The sequence below is a fragment of the Mycobacterium florentinum genome (assembly GCF_010730355.1).
Lineage (GTDB): Bacteria > Actinomycetota > Actinomycetes > Mycobacteriales > Mycobacteriaceae > Mycobacterium > Mycobacterium florentinum.
In genome coordinates this window covers 5,232,725-5,254,437 of the sequence record NZ_AP022576.1, presented here as the reverse complement: position 1 = coordinate 5,254,437, position 21,713 = coordinate 5,232,725, and the positions used below count along the sequence as shown (strand labels likewise).

General features: G+C 67.7%; 21 protein-coding genes. 6 read left to right on the top strand and 15 right to left on the bottom strand.

Going from position 1 to position 21,713, the window contains the following annotated elements; genetic code table 11:
- Window positions 1-4: 4 nt before the first annotated feature.
- Window positions 5-1,132 (bottom strand): ferredoxin reductase, encoded by a 1,128-nt coding sequence (locus G6N55_RS24980; RefSeq protein ID WP_085220906.1) that lies wholly within the window; start codon window positions 1,130-1,132, stop codon window positions 5-7.
- 150 nt (window positions 1,133-1,282) lie between these two features.
- Here G6N55_RS24980 and G6N55_RS24975 point away from each other — a divergent pair, with 150 nt between their 5' ends.
- Both G6N55_RS24975 and G6N55_RS24970 read left to right on the top strand, forming a co-directional pair.
- Entirely contained in the window at window positions 1,283-1,675 is a 393-nt protein-coding gene (locus G6N55_RS24975; protein WP_085220907.1) for a hypothetical protein, read from the top strand.
- The gene (locus G6N55_RS24970) at window positions 1,672-2,010 is read left to right on the top strand and encodes a DUF3817 domain-containing protein (RefSeq protein ID WP_085220908.1); all 339 of its coding nucleotides are present in this window, start codon (window positions 1,672-1,674) and stop codon (window positions 2,008-2,010) included. Before G6N55_RS24975 ends, G6N55_RS24970 begins: the two co-directional genes overlap by 4 nt.
- 13 nt (window positions 2,011-2,023) lie before the next feature.
- On the opposite strand, the gene rdgB is transcribed toward G6N55_RS24970, so the two are convergent.
- From rdgB to clpS, 12 genes are all read right to left on the bottom strand, one after another.
- On the bottom strand, window positions 2,024-2,623 hold the full coding sequence (rdgB, locus tag G6N55_RS24965; protein ID WP_085220909.1) for an RdgB/HAM1 family non-canonical purine NTP pyrophosphatase: 600 nt from the start codon (window positions 2,621-2,623) through the stop codon (window positions 2,024-2,026).
- Between the two features lie 6 nt (window positions 2,624-2,629).
- Window positions 2,630-3,265, bottom strand: a complete 636-nt coding sequence (locus G6N55_RS24960) for a hypothetical protein (RefSeq protein ID WP_139826715.1) — start codon at window positions 3,263-3,265, stop codon at window positions 2,630-2,632.
- 76 nt (window positions 3,266-3,341) lie between these two features.
- Window positions 3,342-4,121, bottom strand: coding sequence for a ribonuclease PH (gene rph / locus G6N55_RS24955; RefSeq protein WP_085220911.1), 780 nt, complete (start codon window positions 4,119-4,121; stop codon window positions 3,342-3,344).
- Window positions 4,122-4,167: 46 nt separating this feature from the next.
- Window positions 4,168-4,953 carry a cyclic nucleotide-degrading phosphodiesterase gene (locus G6N55_RS24950; protein ID WP_085220912.1) on the bottom strand — a complete coding sequence of 262 codons (786 nt, stop codon included), beginning with the start codon at window positions 4,951-4,953 and terminating at the stop codon, window positions 4,168-4,170.
- Window positions 4,954-5,024: 71 nt separating this feature from the next.
- Window positions 5,025-5,840, bottom strand: a complete 816-nt coding sequence (murI, locus tag G6N55_RS24945; RefSeq protein ID WP_085220913.1) for a glutamate racemase — start codon at window positions 5,838-5,840, stop codon at window positions 5,025-5,027.
- Window positions 5,837-6,514, bottom strand: a complete 678-nt coding sequence (locus G6N55_RS24940; RefSeq protein ID WP_139826716.1) for a rhomboid family intramembrane serine protease — start codon at window positions 6,512-6,514, stop codon at window positions 5,837-5,839. Before G6N55_RS24940 ends, murI begins: the two co-directional genes overlap by 4 nt.
- Window positions 6,511-7,473, bottom strand: coding sequence for a cysteine synthase (locus G6N55_RS24935; RefSeq protein ID WP_085220915.1), 963 nt, complete (start codon window positions 7,471-7,473; stop codon window positions 6,511-6,513). Before G6N55_RS24935 ends, G6N55_RS24940 begins: the two co-directional genes overlap by 4 nt.
- Before the next feature lie 9 nt (window positions 7,474-7,482).
- Window positions 7,483-7,755, bottom strand: a complete 273-nt coding sequence (locus G6N55_RS24930; protein ID WP_085220916.1) for a MoaD/ThiS family protein — start codon at window positions 7,753-7,755, stop codon at window positions 7,483-7,485.
- Window positions 7,752-8,180: a Mov34/MPN/PAD-1 family protein gene (locus G6N55_RS24925; RefSeq protein ID WP_085220917.1), complete on the bottom strand. Its 429-nt coding sequence runs from the start codon at window positions 8,178-8,180 to the stop codon at window positions 7,752-7,754. The genes G6N55_RS24930 and G6N55_RS24925 overlap by 4 nt, the downstream gene beginning before the upstream one ends.
- A 1-nt stretch (window position 8,181) precedes the next feature.
- Window positions 8,182-9,210 (bottom strand): P1 family peptidase, encoded by a 1,029-nt coding sequence (locus G6N55_RS24920; protein ID WP_085220918.1) that lies wholly within the window; start codon window positions 9,208-9,210, stop codon window positions 8,182-8,184.
- The gene (gene aosR, locus G6N55_RS24915) at window positions 9,207-9,800 is read right to left on the bottom strand and encodes an oxidative stress transcriptional regulator AosR (protein WP_085220919.1); all 594 of its coding nucleotides are present in this window, start codon (window positions 9,798-9,800) and stop codon (window positions 9,207-9,209) included. The genes G6N55_RS24920 and aosR overlap by 4 nt, the downstream gene beginning before the upstream one ends.
- Window positions 9,801-9,827: 27 nt before the next feature.
- Window positions 9,828-10,133 (bottom strand): ATP-dependent Clp protease adapter ClpS, encoded by a 306-nt coding sequence (gene clpS, locus G6N55_RS24910; RefSeq protein WP_085220920.1) that lies wholly within the window; start codon window positions 10,131-10,133, stop codon window positions 9,828-9,830.
- Between clpS and G6N55_RS24905 the strand changes: the two genes are divergently transcribed.
- The gene (locus G6N55_RS24905; RefSeq protein WP_372517601.1) at window positions 10,132-11,496 is read left to right on the top strand and encodes a nicotinate phosphoribosyltransferase; all 1,365 of its coding nucleotides are present in this window, start codon (window positions 10,132-10,134) and stop codon (window positions 11,494-11,496) included. The two genes, clpS and G6N55_RS24905, sit on opposite strands and share 2 nt — an antisense overlap.
- Window positions 11,497-11,503: 7 nt before the next feature.
- Window positions 11,504-13,549 (top strand): ATP-dependent DNA helicase, encoded by a 2,046-nt coding sequence (locus G6N55_RS24900; protein ID WP_139826717.1) that lies wholly within the window; start codon window positions 11,504-11,506, stop codon window positions 13,547-13,549.
- Here G6N55_RS24900 and glgP read toward each other — a convergent pair.
- The gene (gene glgP, locus G6N55_RS24895; protein ID WP_085220922.1) at window positions 13,546-16,161 is read right to left on the bottom strand and encodes an alpha-glucan family phosphorylase; all 2,616 of its coding nucleotides are present in this window, start codon (window positions 16,159-16,161) and stop codon (window positions 13,546-13,548) included. The two genes, G6N55_RS24900 and glgP, sit on opposite strands and share 4 nt — an antisense overlap.
- Before the next feature lie 232 nt (window positions 16,162-16,393).
- On the opposite strand from glgP, the gene G6N55_RS24890 reads away from it, so the two are divergent.
- Window positions 16,394-18,484 (top strand): alpha-1,4-glucan--maltose-1-phosphate maltosyltransferase, encoded by a 2,091-nt coding sequence (locus G6N55_RS24890; protein WP_211283667.1) that lies wholly within the window; start codon window positions 16,394-16,396, stop codon window positions 18,482-18,484.
- Window positions 18,485-18,508: 24 nt separating this feature from the next.
- The gene (gene glgB / locus G6N55_RS24885; protein ID WP_085220924.1) at window positions 18,509-20,704 is read left to right on the top strand and encodes a 1,4-alpha-glucan branching protein GlgB; all 2,196 of its coding nucleotides are present in this window, start codon (window positions 18,509-18,511) and stop codon (window positions 20,702-20,704) included.
- A 93-nt stretch (window positions 20,705-20,797) separates the two neighbouring features.
- Here the strand turns inward: glgB and G6N55_RS24880 are convergent, their stop codons facing one another.
- On the bottom strand, window positions 20,798-21,712 hold the full coding sequence (locus G6N55_RS24880) for a thioredoxin family protein (protein WP_085220925.1): 915 nt from the start codon (window positions 21,710-21,712) through the stop codon (window positions 20,798-20,800).
- Window position 21,713 lies beyond the last annotated feature (1 nt).

Sequence of the window (21,713 nt, the reverse complement as noted above, 5' to 3'; positions counted from 1 at the left end):
CTCCCTAGATCTTGAGGGTGCAGTCACCGGAGGCCGTGGAAATGCACGTCTGGATGCGGTCGCCTTCGCGATGTTCGGTTCCCGACCGAACGTCGCGCACATGGCCGGCCTCCAGCGGAAGTACGCAGGTTTGGCAGATACCCATCCGGCAGCCGAATGGCATTTGGATGCCGACCTTTTCTCCCGACTCCAACAGTGTTGTGGCACCGTCGATTTCGATATTCTTGTCGGAGATGGCGAAGTTGACCGTTCCTCCTTCGCCGCCCTTGTCGGTCGCGGCGATGCTGAAGCGCTCGGTGTGGAGCAGCTCTTCGAGTTCCGCGTTCTTCCAGACCTCTTCCACGGTGTCCAGCAAGGCCGGCGGGCCGCATGCCCACGCCTGGCGATCTCGCCAGTCCGCGACGAGGTCGCCGATCTCGCCGAAGTCGAGGTGGCCGTCAGTTTCGGTGAGCTGCAAGTGAAGTCGATATCCTTCCCGAGATTTCTCGAGATCTCGCAACTCGTCGTGGAAGATCACGTCGTCCGCACTGGGCGCCGAATGGATGTGCACGATGTCGGCGTCCTGGTTACGCGAGCCGAGAGTCCGCAGCATGGCCATCACCGGCGTGATGCCGCTGCCCGCGGTGACGAACAGGATGTTGGCCGGCGGCGGGTCGGGGAGCGCGAACTCCCCCTTCGGCGAGGCCAGGCGCACGATGGTCCCCGCCTGGACGCCGTTCACCAGGTGTGTCGACAGAAAACCCTCGGGCGTCGCCTTGACGGTGATCGTGACGATCTTGTTGTCGCGCCGCGGAATCGACGTCAACGAATACGAACGCCAGTGCCACCGGCCGTCGATCCGCAACCCGATACCGACGTACTGTCCGGGCCGGTATTTGCCCGAGAAGCCCCACCCCGGTTTGATCGTCACGGTTGCCGAATCCGCGGTCTCGGGCTGCACATCCACGATGAGGCCGCGCAGTTCGCGAGCCGACCACAGCGGGTTCAGCAATTTGAGGTAGTCATCGGGCAGCAACGGCGTGGTTGCGCGGGCCGCGAGCCCGCGCGGCACATTGACCCAGGACTTGGCGGTCTCAACACCTTTTGCCGGCGCCGTGCTCCAACGAGTGAGGTTGCGCAGGGTAGAACCCATTATTTGTCCCTGTGATCGATCGAGGTTCCGTGCGTCGGCTGAGAACACGGTTCTCAAGCGGCTTCCCCACAAAGTCGTTCAATAAACAGTTGTTCGCTGAAATGGACGGCGGGCGGCGCTGCGCGGGCCACCGCGCGGTACCGTCGAGGGGTGTCCAGCGAGACCCCTCTCAGGCGCCATCACCGGCCCGCACTGATCGTTTTGGCGATTGCTGCGGCGTGCGGCTGCCTGGCCCTGGGCTGGTGGCAATGGACCCGCTTTCAGTCCGCGTCGGGCACGTTCCAAAACCTCGGCTACGCGTTGCAGTGGCCACTGTTCGCGTGGTTCTGCATCTATGCGTACCGCAACTTCGTCCGCTACGAAGAGGCCCCGCCGCAGCCGCGCAAGCACGGCGCGGTCACCGAGATCCCGGCCGGGTTGCTGCCCGAGCGGCCCGCGCCCGCGCAACAGCCCGCCGACGAGCCCGCGCTGCGGGAATACAACGCTTACCTGGCCCAGCTCGCAGCCAAAGATGCCGAAAAACAGAACAGGACGACCGCATGACCACACCCGAGACACCCGGAGCCGTCTCCGCCGACCGCATCCGCCCCGCCCTGCTGGGCTACCGGATCATGGCGTGGACGACGGGTCTGTGGCTGATCGCACTGTGCTACGAGATCGTCTCGCATCTCTCGTTCCACCACGAGATCCGGTGGATCGAAGTGGTGCACGGCTGGGTGTATTTCGCGTACGTGCTGACGGCTTTCAATCTGGCGATCAAGGTTCGGTGGCCGATCGGCAAGACCGTCGGCGTGCTGCTGGCCGGAACGATCCCGCTGCTGGGCATCATCGTCGAGCATTTCCAGACCAAGGACGTCAAGGCCCGCTTCGGGCTGTGAGCCGAAACGCCGCTCAGGCCAGGGCGCGCAAGGCGGGCAGCAGCAGGGCCAGCGCGCGGCCACGATGCGAGGCCGCGTCTTTTTCCGACGGGCTCAACTCTGCCGCGGAGCGCTCGGAGCCAACCGGAATGAAAACCGGGTCGTAGCCGAACCCGCCGTCGCCGCGCGGGGCGCGGGCGATCGTGCCCGGCCACTCGCCACGGACGACGACTTCGCCGCTGCCCGACACCAGCGCGCAGGCCGACACGAACGCCGCGGAACGTCGTTCGTCGGGCACATCACGCAACTGGGCGAGCAGCAGCGCGGTGTTGCCGGCGTCGTCACCGTGAGTGCCCGCCCAGCGTGCCGACAGCACGCCGGGCATGCCACGCAGCGCCGTCACCTCCAGGCCGGAATCATCGGCCACCGTGGCTAACCCGGTCGCGGCGAACGCATCCCGCGCCTTGGCCAACGCGTTGTCCTCGAACGTCGCACCGGTTTCGGGCGCCTCGTCGAAGGGCGCCACCTCGTTGAGCGATACCAGCGTCAGCCCCGACAACCCGGCGCGGTCCAGCACCCGGTGCAGTTCGGCCAGCTTCTTGGGGTTGTGGCTGGCGACCAGCAGTTCAGTCAAACGCCACTACACCGCCGAAGTGCGCCAGGCCCGTGCGCCCGTCGTCGGGACCGGGATCTCCATCCCCCCGAACTGAGCGGCGTAGGTATTGAACGCCTCGACGGCGGCCCGTTCCTGCTGCGCCGCTTGCGCGATAAGGCTGGGGACCTCACTCTGCTTCCTGTTGCACATGTTCGCGGTGGCACACGACAGGGAGTCGAGCGCATTCGCGAATTCTTTTGCCGCGTTCTGCAGATGGGCCAGCACTTGCTGGTCATAGCAGCCGTACAAACGCGGGATGTCGACCATGCGCCCGTACGCTCGTATCTCGGTGCCCAGCGTGCCGGCGGCTTGACCGACACCGTGAACATCACCGGATTCGAGCGCCGAGTCGTAGGTTTTCAGTCGCTCTTTGAGCGGAGTCGCGAGACCGTCCGCGTAGTGCTGCCGGTAGACGTCGCGCGACGCGGCATTCTGGGGTGCTCGCCCCGAGCATGTTTCGGTGCCCGGCAGCGTGGTGACCACCCCGCCCCGCGACGACGATGATCCCGTGAGCCTGTCGGAAGACCCACATCCGGTGAGAGCCAACGCGATACCCAGAATGGCCAATCCGCCCAGCGCGCGCCGATTCGAGGCGTGAGACTGCAATCCCGTTCCGCTCAACGGACCCCTCCCTGCCTGGCGTAGGTTACCAACGACTCGGGGCCGAGGTGGGACAAACGGGCGACCGGCAGCCGGGTCAGCTGCCGAACGCTTTCGGCTGATTAGGCCCCTCGGGCAGCACCCCCGGGTAGGGCAACTCCAGCGCCTCGCGCTGGGCGGCGAAAAGTGTGTCGCACGCGCCGAGCGCCATGTCGAGCAGCTTGTCCAGCGTCGAGCGCGGGAACGTCGCGCCCTCGCCGGTGCCCTGGATCTCGACCAGGGTTCCGGTATCGGTGGCGACGACGTTCATGTCGACCTCGGCGCGCGAGTCCTCCTCGTAGGGCAGGTCGACGCGGATCCGGCCGTCGACCACACCGACGCTCACCGCCGCGATCGCGCACGACAACGGCCGCGGATCCGACAGCTTGCCCGCCGCCGACAGATAGGTCACGGCATCGGCCAGCGCCACATAGGCACCCGTGATCGCGGCGGTACGGGTGCCACCGTCGGCCTGCAGCACATCGCAGTCGACGGCGATTGTGTTCTCCCCCAACGCCGCCAGGTCGATGCACGCGCGCAGCGATCGTCCGACGAGCCGGCTGATCTCCTGGGTGCGCCCGGATAGCCGGCCCTTCACCGATTCCCGGTCGGAGCGGGTGTGGGTGGCCGACGGCAGCATTGCGTACTCCGCGGTCAGCCAGCCCAGGCCAGACCCCTTGCGCCAGCGCGGTACTCCCTCGGTGACACTCGCGGTGCACAGGACTTTGGTTCCCCCGAATCCGATCAGCACCGAACCCGCCGGATTTTCGGTGAAGCCCCGGGTGATGACTAACGGGCGAAGCTCGTCGTCATTGCGACCGTCTTCTCGTTTCGACACGACGCCACCCTAGTCCGCCGCGGCGTCAGGGCACCGGTCGGTCGAATCAGACTCGTTCGGAGTGCCGAACGTCGAACGTCTCGTTGCACACCACGGCGTGCACGGGACCGTCGAACTCGGCCTTGGCCTCGCTGATCACGTCCTCGCGCGAGGTCCAGGGCGGGATGTGGGTCAGCAACAGCTCTCGCACGCCGGCCTGCGCCGCAACCCGACCGGCTTCGGTGCCCGACAAGTGCAAGGCCGGCGGATGATCCGGGTCGTGCGTCCAGGACGCCTCACAGAGGAACACGTCGGCGCCGCGAGCCAACTCGACGAGCTGATCGCAGACTCCGGTGTCGCCGCTGTAGACGAACGACGCTCCGCTGGGATCGGTGATGTGCAGGCCGTAAGACTCGGTGGGGTGCGCGACCACCCGCGGCGTCACGGTGAGTGCACCGACCGCGACCGGCTCGCCGTCGACCCAGTGATGGACGTCGAATATGTCCGAGCAATCGTCGATTTCACCGCCGTACGGCGACGATGCGGCGCCCAATCGCGACCAGGTGTCACTGGGGCCGTACAGCATCGCCTTGCCGAGGGGACGCGACGACGGGTGGTAGCGGCGCCACACGAACAGTCCCGGCATATCCAGACAGTGGTCGGCATGCAGATGCGACAAGAGCACGTGCACGGAACCGGGGTCGGCGTAGCGCTGCAGGGCGCCTAGCACACCCCCGCCAAAGTCCAGTACCAGCGGAGGAGTGTCCGGAGCCCGAAGCAAATATCCCGACGCTGGCGAGTCCGGACCGACTACGCTGCCCGAGCAGCCGAGCACGGTTATTCGCACAGGCACTACTGTGCCATGCCCGGAACCACCATGAGAAAAACATCGCACGATTGATGTGATGAGAATCTCTCTGCGGCCTAGCCGATGGGCGAGTGATGCACCGTTCGGACACCGCTGACGGCGGGCCCCAGGAATCGGGCCGCCAATTTCGTGAAGCCCTCGGGGTCGCCCGTAGCTTCGAAAATGCGAGTGGCCGGCGCCGCGTCGTGCGGGCGCAGCAAATCCTGTTCGGTGAGCACCCGCAGCACTTCCTTCGCGGTTTCCTCGGCGCTGGAAACGAGCGTCACGTTTTCGCCCATCGCCAGCTGAATCAACCCCGACAGCAGCGGGTAGTGCGTGCAGCCCAGCACCAGCGTGTCGACCTGAGCGCGTTGCAGCGGCTCCAGGTAGCCCTCGGCCAGTCCCAGCACCTGACGCCCGCTCGTCACGCCGCGCTCGACGAAATCGACGAAGCGCGGGCAGGCCACCGCGGTGATCTCGGTGTCGCGGGCGGCCGCGAACGCGTCCTGGTAGGCGTGCGAGGTGATGGTCGCCTGGGTGCCGATGACGCCGATGCGGCCGGTGCGGGTCGTCGCGACGGCGCGGCGCACCGCCGGCAGGATCACCTCGACGACGGGCACGTCGTAGCGCTCGCGGGCATCGCGCAGGCAGGCCGCCGAGGCGGTGTTGCAGGCGATCACCAATGCCTTCACGCCGCGGCCGACCAGGTCGTCGCCGATGGCCAGCGCGTGGGCGCGCACCTCGGGAATGGACAGCGGTCCGTAGGGACCGTTGCCGGTGTCGCCGACGTAGACGATGTCCTCGTCGGGCAGTTGGTCGATGATCGCGCGGGCGACCGTCAGTCCCCCCACGCCGGAGTCGAAGACCCCGACGGGCGCCAATGGTGAGCTCATGTCGTCAGCCGCGGCGCGTTGCCGGCTTTGCGTTTGGCCCGGGCCTTGCGCTCCGGGGCGGACAACAGATACGCGGCCACGACGCCGGCGATGGCACCACACAGGTGGCCCTGCCACGACACCCCGGGGGTGACGGGCAGCACGCCGAGCAAGACGCCGCCGTACACGAACAGCACGATGATGCCGACGACGATCTCCCACACCTTGCGGGTGAAGAACCCGAACACGATCAGGAACGCCAGCCAGCCGAAGATCAGCCCCGACGCGCCGATGTGGTTGCTCTCGCAGTGCACGCCGACGTACGGGCAATGCATGCCGACGTTGCCGATCAACCAGGTGCCGAAGCCACCCAGGATCCAGACGATGGCCGTGGCGACGATGAACCGTGCCAAGCCGGCGAGCACCATCAGGAATCCGAGCACCAGGGCCGGAACGGTGTTGGCGATCAGATGATCCCAGTTCGCGTGCAGTAGCGGCGCGACGAGGATGCCCCACAGACCGTCGGTCTCCAGCGGTCGGATGCCGTTGGCGTCGAGGCGATGATTGGTCAGGCTGTCCCACAGCTCGATGACCCAGAGCAGCACGACGAAGCACAGCACCGTGGCCCCGCCCACCATCCAGTCGGGCCGCTTTTTCGGTTGCGTAGCGGGTGTGCGCTGTTGACTCGGGCTCATGCCCATAACTGCCCTTCTAGAGCGTCCTCGGCATCATCCAGGCTACCGGCATAGGCGCCGGTCGACAGGTACTTCCACCCGGCGTCGGCGACCACGAACGCGATGTCGGCACGCTCGCCGGCGGCCTTTGCCTTGGTCGCGATGCCCAGGGCGGCGTGCAGCACGGCGCCGGTGGAGATGCCCGCGAAGACGCCCTCGGACTCCACCAACTCGCGGGTGCGGCGGACCGCGTCCAGCGAACCGACCGAGAAACGGGTCGTCAGCACGTCGGGGTCGTACAGCTCGGGCACGAAGCCCTCGTCGATGTTGCGCAGCGCATAGACGCCCTCGCCGTAGCGCGGCTCGGCGGCCACGATCTTGACCCCGGGCACCCGCTCACGCAGAAACCGCCCGGTGCCCATCAGCGTGCCGGTGGTGCCCAGTCCCGCGACGAAGTGGGTGATTTCGGGCAGGTCGGCGAGCAGCTCGGGACCGGTGCCGTGGTAGTGCGCGTCGGTATTGGCCGGGTTGCCGTACTGGTACAGCATCACCCACGACGGATTGGCCGCGGCCAGCTCTTTGGCGGTGGCCACGGCGGTGTTGGAGCCCCCCTCGGCGGGCGAATAGATGATCCGCGCGCCGTAGAGCTCGAGCAGCTGGCGCCGTTCCACCGAGGTGTTCTCGGGCATCACGCAGATCAGCCGATAGCCCTTCAACCGGGCCGCCATCGCCAGCGAGATGCCGGTGTTGCCGCTGGTGGGTTCCAGGATCGTCGCACCGGGTGCCAGCAGCCCGTCGGCCTCGGCCGCCTCGATCATCCGCAGTGCCGGCCGGTCCTTGATGGACCCGGTCGGGTTGCGGTCCTCCAGCTTGGCCCACAGCCGCACGTGCGGCTCGTCAGCCCACTGTGGTGACAGCCGTTGCAGACCGACCAGTGGTGTGTTGCCCAGGGTGCCCAACAGCGAGTCGTAGCGCGTCATGCGCTCCGCTTACCCACCCGCCACGGCGGGCAGGATGGTGACCGAGTCGCCGTCGGCGATCGCGGTGTCCAGGCCGCCGGAGAAACGCACGTCCTCGTCGTTGACGTAGATGTTCACGAAGCGGTGCAGCTTGCCGGAGTCGATCAGTCGCTCGGAGATGCCCGAGTAGTTGGCTTCCAGGTCGCTGATCACCGCGCTCAAGGTCTCGCCGCTGGCCGAGACGCGCTTCTCGCCGCCGGTGTGCGGCCGCAGGATGGTCGGGATCGAGACGGTGACGTTCATGCGGACCTTTCTGGATACTGCTCGACGATATCGACGGGCTCCTCGGTGACCTCGCCGTCGACGATGCGATAGCTGCGCAGCTCGTGGCGTTCCGGGTCGCGCGTCGACACCAGCACATAGTGCGCGTCCGGTTCGGCGGCCAACTTGATGTCGGTGCGGCTCGGGTAGGCCTCCGTCGCGGTGTGCGAGTGGTAGAGGACGACGGGCACCTCATCGGCATTGTCGAGCGCCCGCCACACCTCGAGCTGCTCGTGGGCGTCGAAGCGGTAGAACGTCGGCGAGCGCTCGGCGTTGGCCATCGGAATGTGGCGCTCGGGACGATCGGAGCCCTGCGGCCCGGCCAAAATTCCGCACGCCTCGTCGGGGTGGTCGCGGCGCGCGTGCGCGACCATGGCGTCCACCAGGTCGGCGCGAATCACCAGCACGTCAGCTCCCTGTTCCGAATGCACCGGGCAACGTGTCGCGGTAGGTCGGTATTCCGGCGACCGACTCGGCCGCCAGCACACCGACCAGCACCGCACGGGCCAGGCAATCGGCCGCGGCGGCACCCACCTCGGTGACCAGTCGCGTCTCCGGAGACATCGCCGCGGGTGCATCGGCCGACGGCGGCACCTCGACCGCCCCGGTCGCGACCGCGAACACGGTGTCGCCGTCCAGCGGGGTGTGTGCCGGGCGGATGGTGCGGGCCAGGCCGTCCTGGGCGGCGATCGCGACGCGCCGGCACGCCGGCGAGCTCAGCGCCGCGTCGGTCGCTACCACCGCGATCGTCGTGTTGAGCGGTTCCAGCGGCGAACGCAGCTGCGCGAGCGTGTCGATCTGGTCGGCCGGCGGCGGCGTCAGCGCGAACTCCTCGATCAGATCCGCCATCCACGGCAGGCCGGTGCTCCGGTCGACGACGTCGCCCGCGGAGTTCACCACGACGACCGCGCCGACGGTGACGCCCGAAGGCAGTGTCGTCGACGCCGTCCCGACGCCGCCCTTGAGGACACCGGCCCGCGCCCCCACGCCGGCGCCGACCGTGCCGACGGCCGTCGTGGCGGCGGCGGCTTCGCAGGCTAGAAAGCCGAACTCCGCCGTCGGCCGGCAATCCCAGCCGCCGACCGGCAGGTCGAAGATCACCGCGCTCGGCACGATGGGCACGACGCCGCCCTCCATCACCAGGCCGCGCTCGTGTTCCTCCAGCCAGCGCATGACGCCGTCGGCGGCCGCCAGCCCGTAGGCGCTGCCGCCGGCCAGCAGCACCGCGTCGATGAAGCGCACGGTGTTGGCCGGGTCCAGCAGATCGGTCTCCCGGGTGCCGGGCGCGCCGCCGCGGCAATCGACCGCGCCGACGGTGCCCGGCGGGGTGAGCACGACGGTGACGCCGCTGGCCCACCCGGTGCCCAACGACGCGTCGGGATCCAGTCGCTGGAAGTGACCGACCCGGATGCCGCCGACGTCGGTGAGCGCGTTCATCCGGCCTGCTTGCGCATCAGCACCAGGACCAGGTACTCCTGCAGCACGGTCAGCCACTGGTAGACGTCGAAGTGCGTGGCCATCGGATGGTCGGCGGGCAGCCGTTCCGGCCCGTCCGGGCCGACTTCGAGCATGACTCCCAGTGCCAGCCGGATGTCGTTGACGGCCGAGATCCACGCGTTGGCCTCGTCCTCGCTCAGCTCGAAGCGCCCGCCACTGTCCGGAATCGTGTGCAACAGCTGTTGTGCCGCAACACGTTTGGCGTCGATGATCGCCGGCTCGTGCAGACTGCGCAGCGCGGCGTTGAGACCTTCGGGTGTTTCGGTCCCGACGCTCGACGCGTCCTCGCCCTCGGGCCGATAGAAGTCCGGCAGCAGCCGACGCAGTGTCGGATCTCCGGGAGGCTCCGAGTTCCCGGTCTTGATGCCGGTGATTTCCTCGAGTTCGTCTGACGGCGAGGAGGATTCGCGTTCGTCGAGCAAGTCGATCAACGCGCCGACCAGATTCTTGAGCAGATCCGCCTCGTGCGGGGCCAAGGAGGACCGGAAACGGGGACCACCGGCGGTCTCAACCCGCTTCCATTTGCGCACAGGAAATCCCGGATGCCCCTCGAATACTCAGCGGTCCTGCTGCAACGTCGCCCACAAACCGGCGGCGTGCAGCTTGGACACGTCGACTTCCATTGACTCGCGGCTACCCGCCGACACCACTGCCTTGCCCTCGTTGTGCACCTGCAGCATCAGTTTGGTGGCATGCGGCTCGCTGTAGCCGAACAACTTCTGGAACACATACGTAACGTAAGTCATCAAATTGACGGGGTCGTCCCACACGACGGTGACCCATGGACTGGCCGTGACGTCGGCGGGAGCCGACTCGCGCTGCCCGGTGGTGCTGGGCTTGGTGGGCGCTGACGCAACAACCATGGCCTCCAGGATACCGAGAGACCCGCCGCCTGGCGCCGGCCGTTACCGTTGCGGAATGAACGAGCCGGTCTTAGCTGGGCTGTTGACCGACAAGTACGAGTTGACCATGCTGGCCGCGGCGCTGCGCGACGGCACGGCCGAGCGCCCGACCACGTTCGAACTGTTCGCCCGTCGACTTCCCGAGGGGCGGCGCTACGGCGTGGTCGCGGGCACCGGTCGTTTGCTGGAGGCCTTGCCGGAGTTCAGGTTCGACGACGACGCGTGCGAGTTGCTGGCGCAATTCCTCGATGCCGACACGTTGCGTTACCTCCGCGATTACCGGTTCACCGGCGATATCGAGGGCTACGCCGAGGGCGAGTTGTATTTCCCCGGCTCGCCGGTGCTGACCGTGCGCGGCAGCTTCGCCGAATGCGTGGTGCTCGAAACCCTGGCGCTGTCGATCTTCAACCACGACACGGCGATCGCGTCGGCCGCGGCACGCATGGTCAGCGCGGCCGGGGGCCGCCCGCTGATCGAGATGGGATCGCGGCGAACCCACGAGCGCGCCGCCGTCGCTGCGGCCCGCGCCGCCTATATCGCCGGATTCGCCGCGTCGTCCAACCTGGAAGCCGAGCGCCGCTACGGCATCCCGGCCGAGGGCACCGCCGCGCACGCGTTCACGATGCTGCACACCGGCGAGGGCGGACCCGACGAGCTGGCGGCATTTCGCGCCCAGGTCGAAGCGCTGGGAGTGGGCACCACGCTGTTGGTGGACACCTACGACGTAACGATCGGGGTGGCCAATGCCGTGGCCGCCGCCGGGCCGACGCTCGGGGCAGTGCGCATCGACTCCGGCGAGCTCGGCGTGCTGGCCCGCCAGACGCGCGAGCAACTCGACCGTCTCGGCGCCACCAGCACCCGCATCGTGGTCTCCGGCGATCTCGACGAGTTCTCCATCGCCGCGCTGCGGGCCGAGCCGGTGGACAGTTACGGTGCCGGCACCTCGGTGGTCACCGGCTCGGGGGCCCCCACCGCGGGGATGGTCTACAAGCTGGTCGAAGTCGACGGCATACCGGTGCAGAAACGCAGCAGCCACAAGGCATCCCAGGGCGGCCGCAAGGAAGCGCTGCGCCTGTCCCGCCCGACCGGCACGATCACCGAAGAGGTCGTGCATCCGGCGGGCCGGCCACCCTCGATCACCCAGCCATGCCGGGTGCTGACCACCCCGCTCGTGCGCGGCGGCGAGGTGGTGGCCGGCACGGATCACGCGGCCCTGGCCGCCGCCCGGGACCTGGTGGCGTCGGGGCTGCACAGCCTGCCCTGGGAGGGCCTGAAATTGGCGCACGGCGAACCGGCGATTCCGACGCTGCACATTCCGGCCTGATCGCCGGATTGCGGATAACGTCGACGACGTGTCCGCATCCGTGCCCGAGCTGCTGGCCATCGCCGTGGCCGCGCTCGGCGGCAGCGAGCGCAGCGGCCAGCTGGAGATGGCCACCGCGGTCGCGCGAGCATTCGAAACGGGCGAGCACCTCGCGGTGCAGGCGGGCACCGGAACCGGCAAGTCGCTGGCGTACCTGATTCCGGCGGTCGTGCACGCGATCGACGAGGAGACACCGGTCGTGGTGTCGACGGCGACGATCGCCCTGCAGCGCCAGCTCGTCGATCGAGACCTGCCGCGGCTGGCCGACTCACTTGCCGACGCGCTGCCGCATCCCCCGCAGTTCGCGCTGCTCAAAGGACGGCGAAACTATCTGTGCCTGAACAAAATTCACAACGGGTCCGCCGACGAGCCGGACGCCGACGAGGGACGGCCGCAAGAGGAGCTGTTCAATCCGATGGCGGCCAGCGCCCTGGGCCGCGACGTGCAACGGCTCACCGCGTGGGCCGCCACCACGGAGTCGGGTGACCGCGACGATCTCAAACCCGGGGTGCCAGACCGATCCTGGGCACAGGTCAGCGTCTCGGCGCGAGAATGCCTCGGGGTGGCCCGCTGCCCGTTCGGCTCGGAGTGCTTTTCCGAACGTGCGCGCGGGCGGGCCGGTGTGGCCGACGTCGTCGTCACCAATCACGCACTGTTGGCCATCGACGCCGTCTCGGAATCAGCAGTGCTGCCCGAACATTCGCTGTTGGTGGTCGACGAGGCGCACGAGCTGGTCGACCGGGTGACGTCGGTGGCCACCGCGGAGTTGACGTCGGCAGCCCTGGGCGTCGCCGCGCGACGGATCACCCGACTGGTGAACCCGGAACTGGTCCAGCGGCTGGAGGCGACGACCGCAACCTTCGCGGCGGCAATTCATGACGCCACACCGGGCCGCATCGATCACCTCGACGACGAGCTGGCGACCTACCTGCGGGCGTTGCGCGACGTGGCCGGCGCGGCGCGCGCCGACATCGACACCACCAGCGATGCCAAGGCGGCCGCGGCGCGCGCCGAAGCCGTTGCGGCACTGAGCGAGATCTCCGATACCACGACGCGGATCCTGACGTCGTTCGGGCCCTCGATTCCCGATCGTACCGAGGTGGTGTGGCTGGATCACGAGGACAACCGGGGCTCGCCGCGACCCGTGCTGCGGGTGGCACCGCTGACGGTGGCCGGCTTGCTGCGCAACCACGTGTTCTCACGCTCGACGACCGTGCTGACCTCGGCCACGCTGACGGTCGGCGGATCCTTTGACGCGATGGCCTCGGCGTGGGGCCTCAACGGATTCGAGTCCGGGCCCGACGGGGCCACGGCCGGCCCACCCTGGCGTGGCCTCGACGTCGGATCGCCATTTGAGCATGCCAAGGCCGGAATCCTTTATGTCGCATCGCATCTGCCACCGCCGGGCCGCGACGGCACCGGCTCGGCCGAGCAGCTGACCGAGATCGCCGAACTGATCACCGCCGCCGGCGGGCGCACTCTGGGCCTGTTCTCGTCGATGCGCGCCGCCCGGGCCGCCGCCGATGCCATGCGCGAACGACTGTCCACGCCGGTTTTGTGCCAGGGCGATGACAGCACGTCGGCGTTGGTCGAACAGTTCAGCGCCGACCCCGAAACCTCGCTGTTCGGCACGTTGTCGCTGTGGCAGGGCGTCGATGTGCCGGGGCCGTCGTTGTCGCTGGTGCTGATCGACCGCATTCCATTCCCACGGCCGGACGATCCGCTGCTGGGTGCCCGGCAGCGCGCGGTGGCCGCCCGCGGTGGCAACGGCTTCATGGCCGTCGCCGCCAGTCACGCGGCACTGCTGCTGGCGCAGGGCTCGGGACGGCTGCTGCGCCGCGACACCGACCGCGGCGTGGTCGCGGTACTCGACTCGCGCATGGTCACCGCCCGCTACGGCGGCTACCTGCGCGCATCCTTGCCGCCGTTTTGGCAGACCACCAACGCCGAACAGGTCCGCGCCGCGCTGCAGCGACTGCGCACCGCGCCCGACGGCCTGTCCGAGGCGGGCTAGCCTGCCAGGACGACCAGGCCGAGCTCGTTGCCGGCCGCGAGCATCGGGTGATGCGGCAGCACCCGGACCGTGTACCCGACCGCTCCGGCCACCGGCAGCGAGGTCGTCGTCGAGAAGACCTGGTTGCCGCCTTCTGCCGTTCCCGTGTAAGACATTTCGACGGTGACCGGGTCTTGGAGCACATCACCGGAATCGACCCGGCCCACCACCGCCTCCACGGTGACCTCGTCGGGTGCCAGTCCGGCCAGCTGCACGGTCGCGGTCAGCGTGAGCTTCGAGCCGAGCACCGGAGTGTCGGGCAGGCCGGTGGAGTCGACGTCGGTGATCCGCACCATCGGCCACGCCGCTTCGGCGCGCCGCCGGTAGTCGGCTAGCTCACGCGCGGCGCCGAACGCACCCTCGCCGGTGTCGGCGATGGTCTTGCGCAGCGACTGCGCCGCCGGCGTGTAGTACTGCTCGACGTAGTCGCGCACCATCCGCGAAGCCAGCACCTTGGGCCCGAGCGTTTGCAGGGTGTGCCGGACCATTTCGATCCAGCGCGGCGGTACCCCGTGCTCATTGCGCTCGTAGAACTTCGGCGCCACCGCCTGTTCGAGCAGGCCGTAGAGGGCGCTGGACTCCAGCTCGTCGCGGCGCTCCTCGTCGCTCACCCCGTCGGCCGACGGTATCTCCCAACCGTTTTCGCCGTCGTACCACTCGTCCCACCAGCCGTCGCGGATGGACAGGTTCAACCCGCCGTTGAGCGCGCTCTTCATTCCCGAAGTGCCGCAAGCCTCCAGCGGCCGCAGCGGGTTGTTGAGCCAGACGTCACAACCCCAATACAGCAACCGGGCCATGGACATGTCGTAGTCGGGCAGGAACGCGATGCGGTGACGCACCTCGGGCCGGTCGGCGAAACGCACGACCTGCTGGATCAGGGCCTTGCCCCCGTCGTCGGCCGGGTGCGACTTCCCCGCGACGATCAGCTGGATCGGCCGTTCGTCGTTCAGCAGCAGTCGTTCCAGGCGCTCGGGGTCGCTCAGCATCAAGGTCAACCGCTTGTACGTCGGCACCCGGCGGGCAAAGCCGACGGTGAGCACGTCTGGATCGAAAGCCTTTGCGATCCAACCCAATTCAGCGTCGGATGCGCCGCGCTCGATCCACGAGCGGCGCAGCCGCCGCCGGACGTCGTCGACCAGCAACGAGCGCAGTTGGGAGCGGATCCACCACAGATGACCGGGGTCGACTTCCCGCAATCGCAGCCACACCCCCGGATCGCTGAACGCCGCGTCGTCCGGCCCGGCCAGCTCGCGGCCCAGTTGCAGCCACTGCGGCGCCGCCCAGGTGCGGGCGTGCACGCCGTTGGTGATCGACCCGATCGGTACCTCGGCGCGGTCGAATCCCGGCCAGAGCTCGTTGAACATGGCCCGGCTCACCCGGCCGTGCAGCAACGAGACACCGTTGGCGCGTTGTGCGAGGCGCAGTCCCATGTGCGCCATGTTGAATTTGGTCTCGTCGTCTTCGGCGCCGAGCGCGATCACCCGATCGATCGGGACGCCCGGCAGCAATGCGGGCGCGCGATCGCCGGGCGCCTCGTCGACGTGGTCGTCGAAGTACAGCTGCACCATCTCGACCGGGAAGCGGTCGATCCCGGCAGGCACCGGCGTGTGGGTGGTGAACACCGTACTGGACCGCACCACCGTCAGGGCGGTGTCGAAGTCCAGCCCCGGATCGGCGATCAGCTCGCGGATGCGTTCGACGCCGAGGAACCCGGCGTGCCCCTCGTTCATGTGGAACACCTCGGGCGCGGGCAGGCCTTCGATGGCGGTGAACGCACGAATCGCCCGCACCCCGCCGATGCCGGCCAGGATCTCCTGGCGCATCCGGTGTTCCTGGTCACCGCCGTACAACCGGTCGGTGACGCTGCGCAGATCGTGCTCGTTCTCCGGGACGTCGGAATCCAGCAGTAACAGCGGAACCCGGCCCACCTGCGCCACCCAGATCCGCGCGGACAGCCGCGCGGAGTCGGGCAGCGTCAATTTCACCAGCGCGGGATCCCCGGCGGCATCGGTGAGCAACCGCAGCGGCAGCCCTTGCGGATCCAGCGACGGATAGGTCTCGTTTTGCCAGCCTTCGGCGGTCAGCGACTGCCGGAAGTACCCGGAGCGGTAGTAGAGGCCGACGGCGATCAGCGGCACGCCCAGATCGGACGCGGACTTCAGGTGATCGCCGGCCAGGATGCCCAGACCACCCGAGTAGTTGGGCAACACCTCGGCGACGCCGAACTCCATCGAGAAGTAGGCGATACCGGTCGGCATCGCGACACCGGCTTCCTGCTGTTGCTGGTACCACAGCGGACGGCTCAGGTAGTCGTTCAGGTCGGCGGACAGCTCGTCGAGCCAGCGCAGAAAGCCCTCGTCGAGGGCTAATTCATCGAGCCGCGCGGGGTTGACCGCACCCAGCAGCGCCACGGGATCGCTGCCGCAATTCGCCCACAGCGTCGGATCGATGCTCGCGAATAAGTCTTGCGTCGCCTTATCCCAGGACCATCGCAGATTGATGGACAGCTGTTCGAGTGCGGCAAGCCGCTCGGGCAGGTGGGCGCGGACGGTAAAGCGACGGAGGGCTTTCACACATGACCACCTTACTGAGGATTGCCGGGCTCGCAGGGTCAGTCTTCGACGGTTCGCCACCGGGCGTGTGACCAGACACTAGGGTGGGTACGGGTAGTAATCGGGGCTGCAATGACGCTCCCCCGGTACAGGAACTTTCCCCACGAGACGATGTTTCCTGAGACGGCAGGCATTCCGCGCCGCAGCACAATCCGCGGTTTGCCCGCAAACAATCGGATGGAACGGAGTGGTGGTGCCCGGTCGTGTCGAGATCGATAACGTCGCGCCCGTCGTTTCCTGCGGCGCGTACCCCGCCAAGGCGGTGGTCGGAGAGACCGTCCCGGTCAGTGCCGCGGTGTGGCGAGAAGGCCACGACGCGGTCGCGGCGACCCTGGTCGTCCGCTACCTGGGGCCGCGCTACCCCCAGGTCACCGAGACGCGCCGGGTTACGGCGGTGCAGGCGCCGGAACGGCTGGCGTCCCCGGTCGACGGCAAGCCCGCCGAGCGGGTCAAACCGCTGCAGCTGCCGATGACGATGGGCCTGGAACCGTATGTTTTCCATGGCCAGTTCACGCCCGACCGGGTCGGGCTGTGGACCTACCGAGTGGACGGTTGGGGCGACCCCATCCACACCTGGCGCCACGGTCTGCTGGCCAAGCTGGATGCCGGCCAGGGCGAGAAGGAACTGTCCAACGATCTGTTGGTCGGCGCCGGTTTGCTCGAGCGCGCCGCGACCGGGGTGCCGCGCGCGGACCGCGAGCCGCTGCTGACGGCCGCCGCGGCGTTGCGGGCCCCGGGAGATCCGGTGACGCGCACCGCGCTGGCGCTGGCGCCCGAGATCGAGGAGGTCCTGGACACCTATCCGCTGCGCGAGATCGTCACCCGCGGCGAGCAGCACGGGGTCTGGGTGGACCGGCCGCTGGCCCGCTTCGGCTCTTGGTACGAGATGTTCCCGCGTTCCACCGGCGGCTGGGACGCCGACGGAAACCCCGTGCACGGCACCTTCGCGACGGCCGCCGCCGACCTGCCGCGCATCGCCGAGATGGGATTCGATGTCGTGTATCTGCCGCCGATCCATCCGATCGGCAAGGTACACCGCAAGGGGCGAAACAACTCCCCCACCGCGGCTCCCGGAGATGTGGGCTCGCCCTGGGCAATTGGTAGCGACGAGGGCGGCCACGACGCGATCCACCCGGAGCTGGGCACCATCGAGGACTTCGACAAATTCGTCGCCGCGGCACGCGATCTGGGCATGGAAGTCGCTCTGGACCTGGCACTGCAGTGCGCCCCGGATCACCCGTGGGCGCGCGAACACCGGCAGTGGTTCACCGAATTGCCGGATGGCACAATCGCTTACGCGGAAAATCCGCCGAAGAAATATCAGGACATCTATCCGATCAACTTCGACAACGATCCCGCGGGCCTCTACGACGAAGTGCTGCGCGTGGTCCGGCACTGGGTTGACCACGGCATCAAGTTCTTTCGGGTCGACAACCCGCACACCAAGCCGCCCAACTTCTGGGCCTGGCTGATCGGTCAGGTCAAGGACGCCGATCCCGACGTGCTGTTCCTGTCCGAGGCGTTCACCCCGCCGGTCCGCCAATACGGACTGGCCAAGCTCGGCTTCACCCAGTCCTACAGCTACTTCACCTGGCGCACCGCCAAATGGGAACTCACCGAATTCGGCAACGACATCTCCGCCCTCGCCGACTTCCGGCGGCCGAATCTGTTCGTGAACACACCCGACATCCTGCACGCGATACTGCAGCACAACGGCCCGGGCATGTTCGCCATCCGCGCGGTGCTGGCCGCGACGATGAGTCCGGCCTGGGGCGTGTACTCGGGCTACGAGCTGTTCGAGCACCGCGCCGTACGCGAGGGCAGCGAGGAGTACCTCGACTCGGAGAAGTACGAATTGCGTCCCCGCGACTACGCGGCAGCGCGCGCCGAGGGCAGGTCGCTCGAGCCGTTCTTGAAGCAGCTCAACGCAATTCGACGCGTCCATCCCGCCTTGCAGCAGTTGCGCACCATTTACTTCCACGGTGTCGACAACGACGCGCTGATGGCCTTCAGCAAGTTCGACCCGGCCACGGGAGACTGCGTACTGGTGGTAGTGACGCTCAACGCACTCGGGCCCGAAGAAGGCACACTGTGGTTAGACATGGCGGCATTGGGTATGGAGTCCTATGAGCGGTTCTGGGTGCGCGATGAGATAACCGGTCAGGAATTCCAGTGGGGGCAGTCCAATTACGTTCGCATCGACCCCGGACAGGCGGTCGCCCACATCATCAATATGCCAATCATCCCGCAGGAGTCTCGAAACGCGTTGCTGCGCAGGAGGTAAGAGGGCCCGAAAGGGGATAACCGCATGAGTCGAACCGAGAGCCGAACCGATCAAACGCACCTGGCGCCCGACCCGGGCGATCTGGCCCGGCTGGTGGCCGGCACTCACCACAACCCGCACAGCATCCTGGGTGCTCACGAGTACGGCGACCACACCGTCATCCGGGCCTTTCGCCCGCATGCGAAGGAAGTCGTCGCACTAATCGGTGACGACGAGTTCGCGATGCAGCACCTCGAAGCCGGTTTGTTCGCCGTTGCGTTGCCGTTCGCGAACCTGATCGACTACCGGCTGAAGCTGGATTACGGCCCCGGCGCGCACGTGACCGCCGACGCTTACCGCTTCCTGCCCACCCTGGGCGAGGTCGACCTGCACCTGTTCTCCGAGGGCCGCCACGAGCGACTCTGGGAAGTCCTTGGTGCCCACCCCCGCTCGTTCACCACGGCCGACGGTGTCGTCGACGGGGTGTCGTTCGCGGTGTGGGCGCCAAACGCCAAGGGCATCAGCCTGATTGGCGAGTTCAACGGCTGGACCGGCACCGAGGCGCCGATGCGAGTGCTGGGCTCCACCGGGGTATGGGAGTTGTTCTGGCCCGGGTTCCCGACTGACGGCCTGTACAAGTTCCGCGTGCACGGCGCCGACGGCGTCGTGACCGAACGGGCCGACCCGTTCGCCTTCGCCACCGAGGTGCCACCGCAGACCGCGTCGCGGGTGACGACCAGCAAGCACACCTGGACCGACGGCGACTGGATGACGCAGCGGGCGCAGCGCAATCCGGTGTTCGAGCCGATGAGCACCTACGAGGTACATCTCGGCTCGTGGCGACCCGGACGCAGCTACCGCGAGCTCGCCACCGAGCTGACGAATTACGTTGTCGAGCATGGATTTACCCATGTAGAGCTGTTGCCCGTGGCCGAACACCCCTTCGCCGGGTCCTGGGGATATCAGGTCACCTCGTATTACGCCCCGACATCGCGATTCGGCACACCCGACGATTTTCGGGCGCTCGTCGACGCGCTGCACCGGGCCGGCATCGGCGTGATCGTGGACTGGGTTCCGGCGCACTTCCCCAAGGACGCGTGGGCACTGGGCCGCTTCGACGGCACCCCCCTCTACGAGCACTCCGACCCCAAGCGCGGTGAGCAACTCGACTGGGGTACCTACGTTTTCGACTTCGGCCGCCGCGAGGTGCGCAACTTCCTGGTCGCCAACGCGCTGTACTGGCTCGAGGAGTACCACATCGACGGCCTGCGAGTGGACGCGGTGGCCTCGATGCTCTACCTGGACTACTCGCGTCCCGCCGACGGCTGGACACCCAACATCTACGGCGGGCGAGAGAATCTCGAGGCCGTGCAGTTCCTGCAGGAGATGAACGCCACCGCGCACAAGGCCGCACCGGGCATCGTCACGATCGCCGAGGAGTCGACATCGTGGCCCGGCGTGACGCGGCCGACCAACCTTGGCGGCCTTGGCTTTTCGATGAAGTGGAATATGGGCTGGATGCACGACACGCTCGACTACATCAGCCGCGACCCGGTCTACCGCAGCTTCCACCACCACGAGATGACCTTCTCGATGCTGTACGCGTTCAGCGAGAACTACGTGCTGCCGCTCAGCCACGACGAGGTCGTGCACGGCAAGGGCACGCTGTGGGGCCGGATGCCGGGCAACAATCACGTCAAGGCCGCCGGACTGCGCAGCCTGCTGGCCTATCAGTGGGCCCACCCCGGCAAGCAATTGCTGTTCATGGGACAGGAATTCGGGCAGCGCGCCGAGTGGTCAGAGCAGAACGGCCTGGATTGGTGGCAGCTCGACGAGCAGGGCTTCTCCAACGGGGTGCTGCGTTTCGTCCGCGACATCAACGCCATTTACCGCGACCGTCCGGCGCTGTGGAGCCGCGACACCACACCCGAGGGCTATTCCTGGATCGACGCCAACGATTCCGGCAACAACGTGTTGAGTTTCCTGCGGTACGGCAACGACGGCTCGGTGATGGCGTGTGTGTTCAACTTCTCGGGCACCGAGCACGCCGGCTACCGGCTCGGGCTGCCGAGCGCCGGTCGCTGGCGAGAGGTGCTCAACACCGACGCGACGGACTACAACGGTTCGGGGATAGGCAATCTCGGCGGTGTGGACGCCACCGAGGACCCGTGGCATGGCCGCCCGGCCTCGGCGCAGCTGGTGCTGCCGCCCACGTCGGCACTGTGGCTGGAACCCGAGTAAGCCGCTTATCGCCACACCGAGCGTCGACTTGTTGTTGGATTACGGCCTCGCTTGGCCCAACAACTCGACGTTCGCGGCCTGAATCGATGGCCCTCAGTAGAGCGCGTTGGCGAGGTTGCGCCGGCCGACGATGACCTCGGGGTCGGCGGGATCGAAGAGTTCGAACAACTCGATCAGCCGGGTGCGCACCTGGGTGCGCTCGTCCCCAGATGTGCTGCGCACCAACGCCGTCAAGCGTTCGAATGCCGCGTTCACATCCTGGTTGAGGATCTGCACATCGGCGGCCGCGAAGGCGGCTTCGATGTCACCGGGTGCTGCATCCGCGACGGCCACCGCATCGGGACGCTGAGTGGTCGCACGGGTGAGGAACTCGATCTGACGGATCGCGCCCTTCGCCTCGACACTGTCCGGATTGGTGTTCAGCAGCGCCTGGTAGGACTGCTTGGCCGCGTCGAAGTCACCGGCCTCCAGCTGCTGGCGGGCTTGGGCCAACTCGGGGTCGACCTCCGCGGCCTCCTCGGAACCGGTTGCGCCCTTTAGCTTTCCGGCCGTCGCCGACAGCAGTTGATCCAGCCAGCGGCGCAATTGATCGGCGGGCTGCGGGCCTTGGAAGCTGGACAGCGGCTGGCCGGCGGCCAGGGCCACGACGGTAGGAACCGCCTCGACACCGAAGATCTGGGCCACCCGGGGCGCCACGTCGACATTGACCGTCGCCAGGGCCCATTTCCCGCCGTCCTCGGCGGCCAGGCCGGATAGCGTGTCGACCAGCTCGACGCAGGCCTCGCTGCGCGGCGACCACAGGGCGACCACGACGGGCACTTCGTCGGAGCGGATTAGCACCTCGGCCTCGAAATTGGCCTCGGTGACCGCTGTGGTCCCCGGACCCGCCGGTGTGGACCCGGCCGCGGCGCCGGCGGGCGACGGGCTCTGCTGAGCACGTTGCTTAAGACCGGACAGGTCGACCGCACCAGCCAGCGCAGGCCCGATCGAGGATCTCGGACGCGTCACG

What these genes read in the sequence shown, in the direction of transcription:
- G6N55_RS24980 (WP_085220906.1), bottom strand. Translation starts at nt 1,132, where the DNA reads ATGGGTTCTACCCTGCGCAACCTCACTCGTTGGAGCACGGCGCCGGCA.
- G6N55_RS24970 (WP_085220908.1), top strand. Translation starts at nt 1,672, where the DNA reads ATGACCACACCCGAGACACCCGGAGCCGTCTCCGCCGACCGCATCCGC.
- murI (WP_085220913.1), bottom strand. Translation starts at nt 5,840, where the DNA reads ATGAGCTCACCATTGGCGCCCGTCGGGGTCTTCGACTCCGGCGTGGGG.
- G6N55_RS24940 (WP_139826716.1), bottom strand. Translation starts at nt 6,514, where the DNA reads ATGAGCCCGAGTCAACAGCGCACACCCGCTACGCAACCGAAAAAGCGG.
- G6N55_RS24935 (WP_085220915.1), bottom strand. Translation starts at nt 7,473, where the DNA reads ATGACGCGCTACGACTCGCTGTTGGGCACCCTGGGCAACACACCACTG.
- G6N55_RS24930 (WP_085220916.1), bottom strand. Translation starts at nt 7,755, where the DNA reads ATGAACGTCACCGTCTCGATCCCGACCATCCTGCGGCCGCACACCGGC.
- G6N55_RS24920 (WP_085220918.1), bottom strand. Translation starts at nt 9,210, where the DNA reads ATGAACGCGCTCACCGACGTCGGCGGCATCCGGGTCGGTCACTTCCAG.
- G6N55_RS24905 (WP_372517601.1), top strand. Translation starts at nt 10,132, where the DNA reads ATGGCCTCCAGGATACCGAGAGACCCGCCGCCTGGCGCCGGCCGTTAC.
- clpS (WP_085220920.1), bottom strand. Translation starts at nt 10,133, where the DNA reads ATGGTTGTTGCGTCAGCGCCCACCAAGCCCAGCACCACCGGGCAGCGC.
- glgB (WP_085220924.1), top strand. Translation starts at nt 18,509, where the DNA reads ATGAGTCGAACCGAGAGCCGAACCGATCAAACGCACCTGGCGCCCGAC.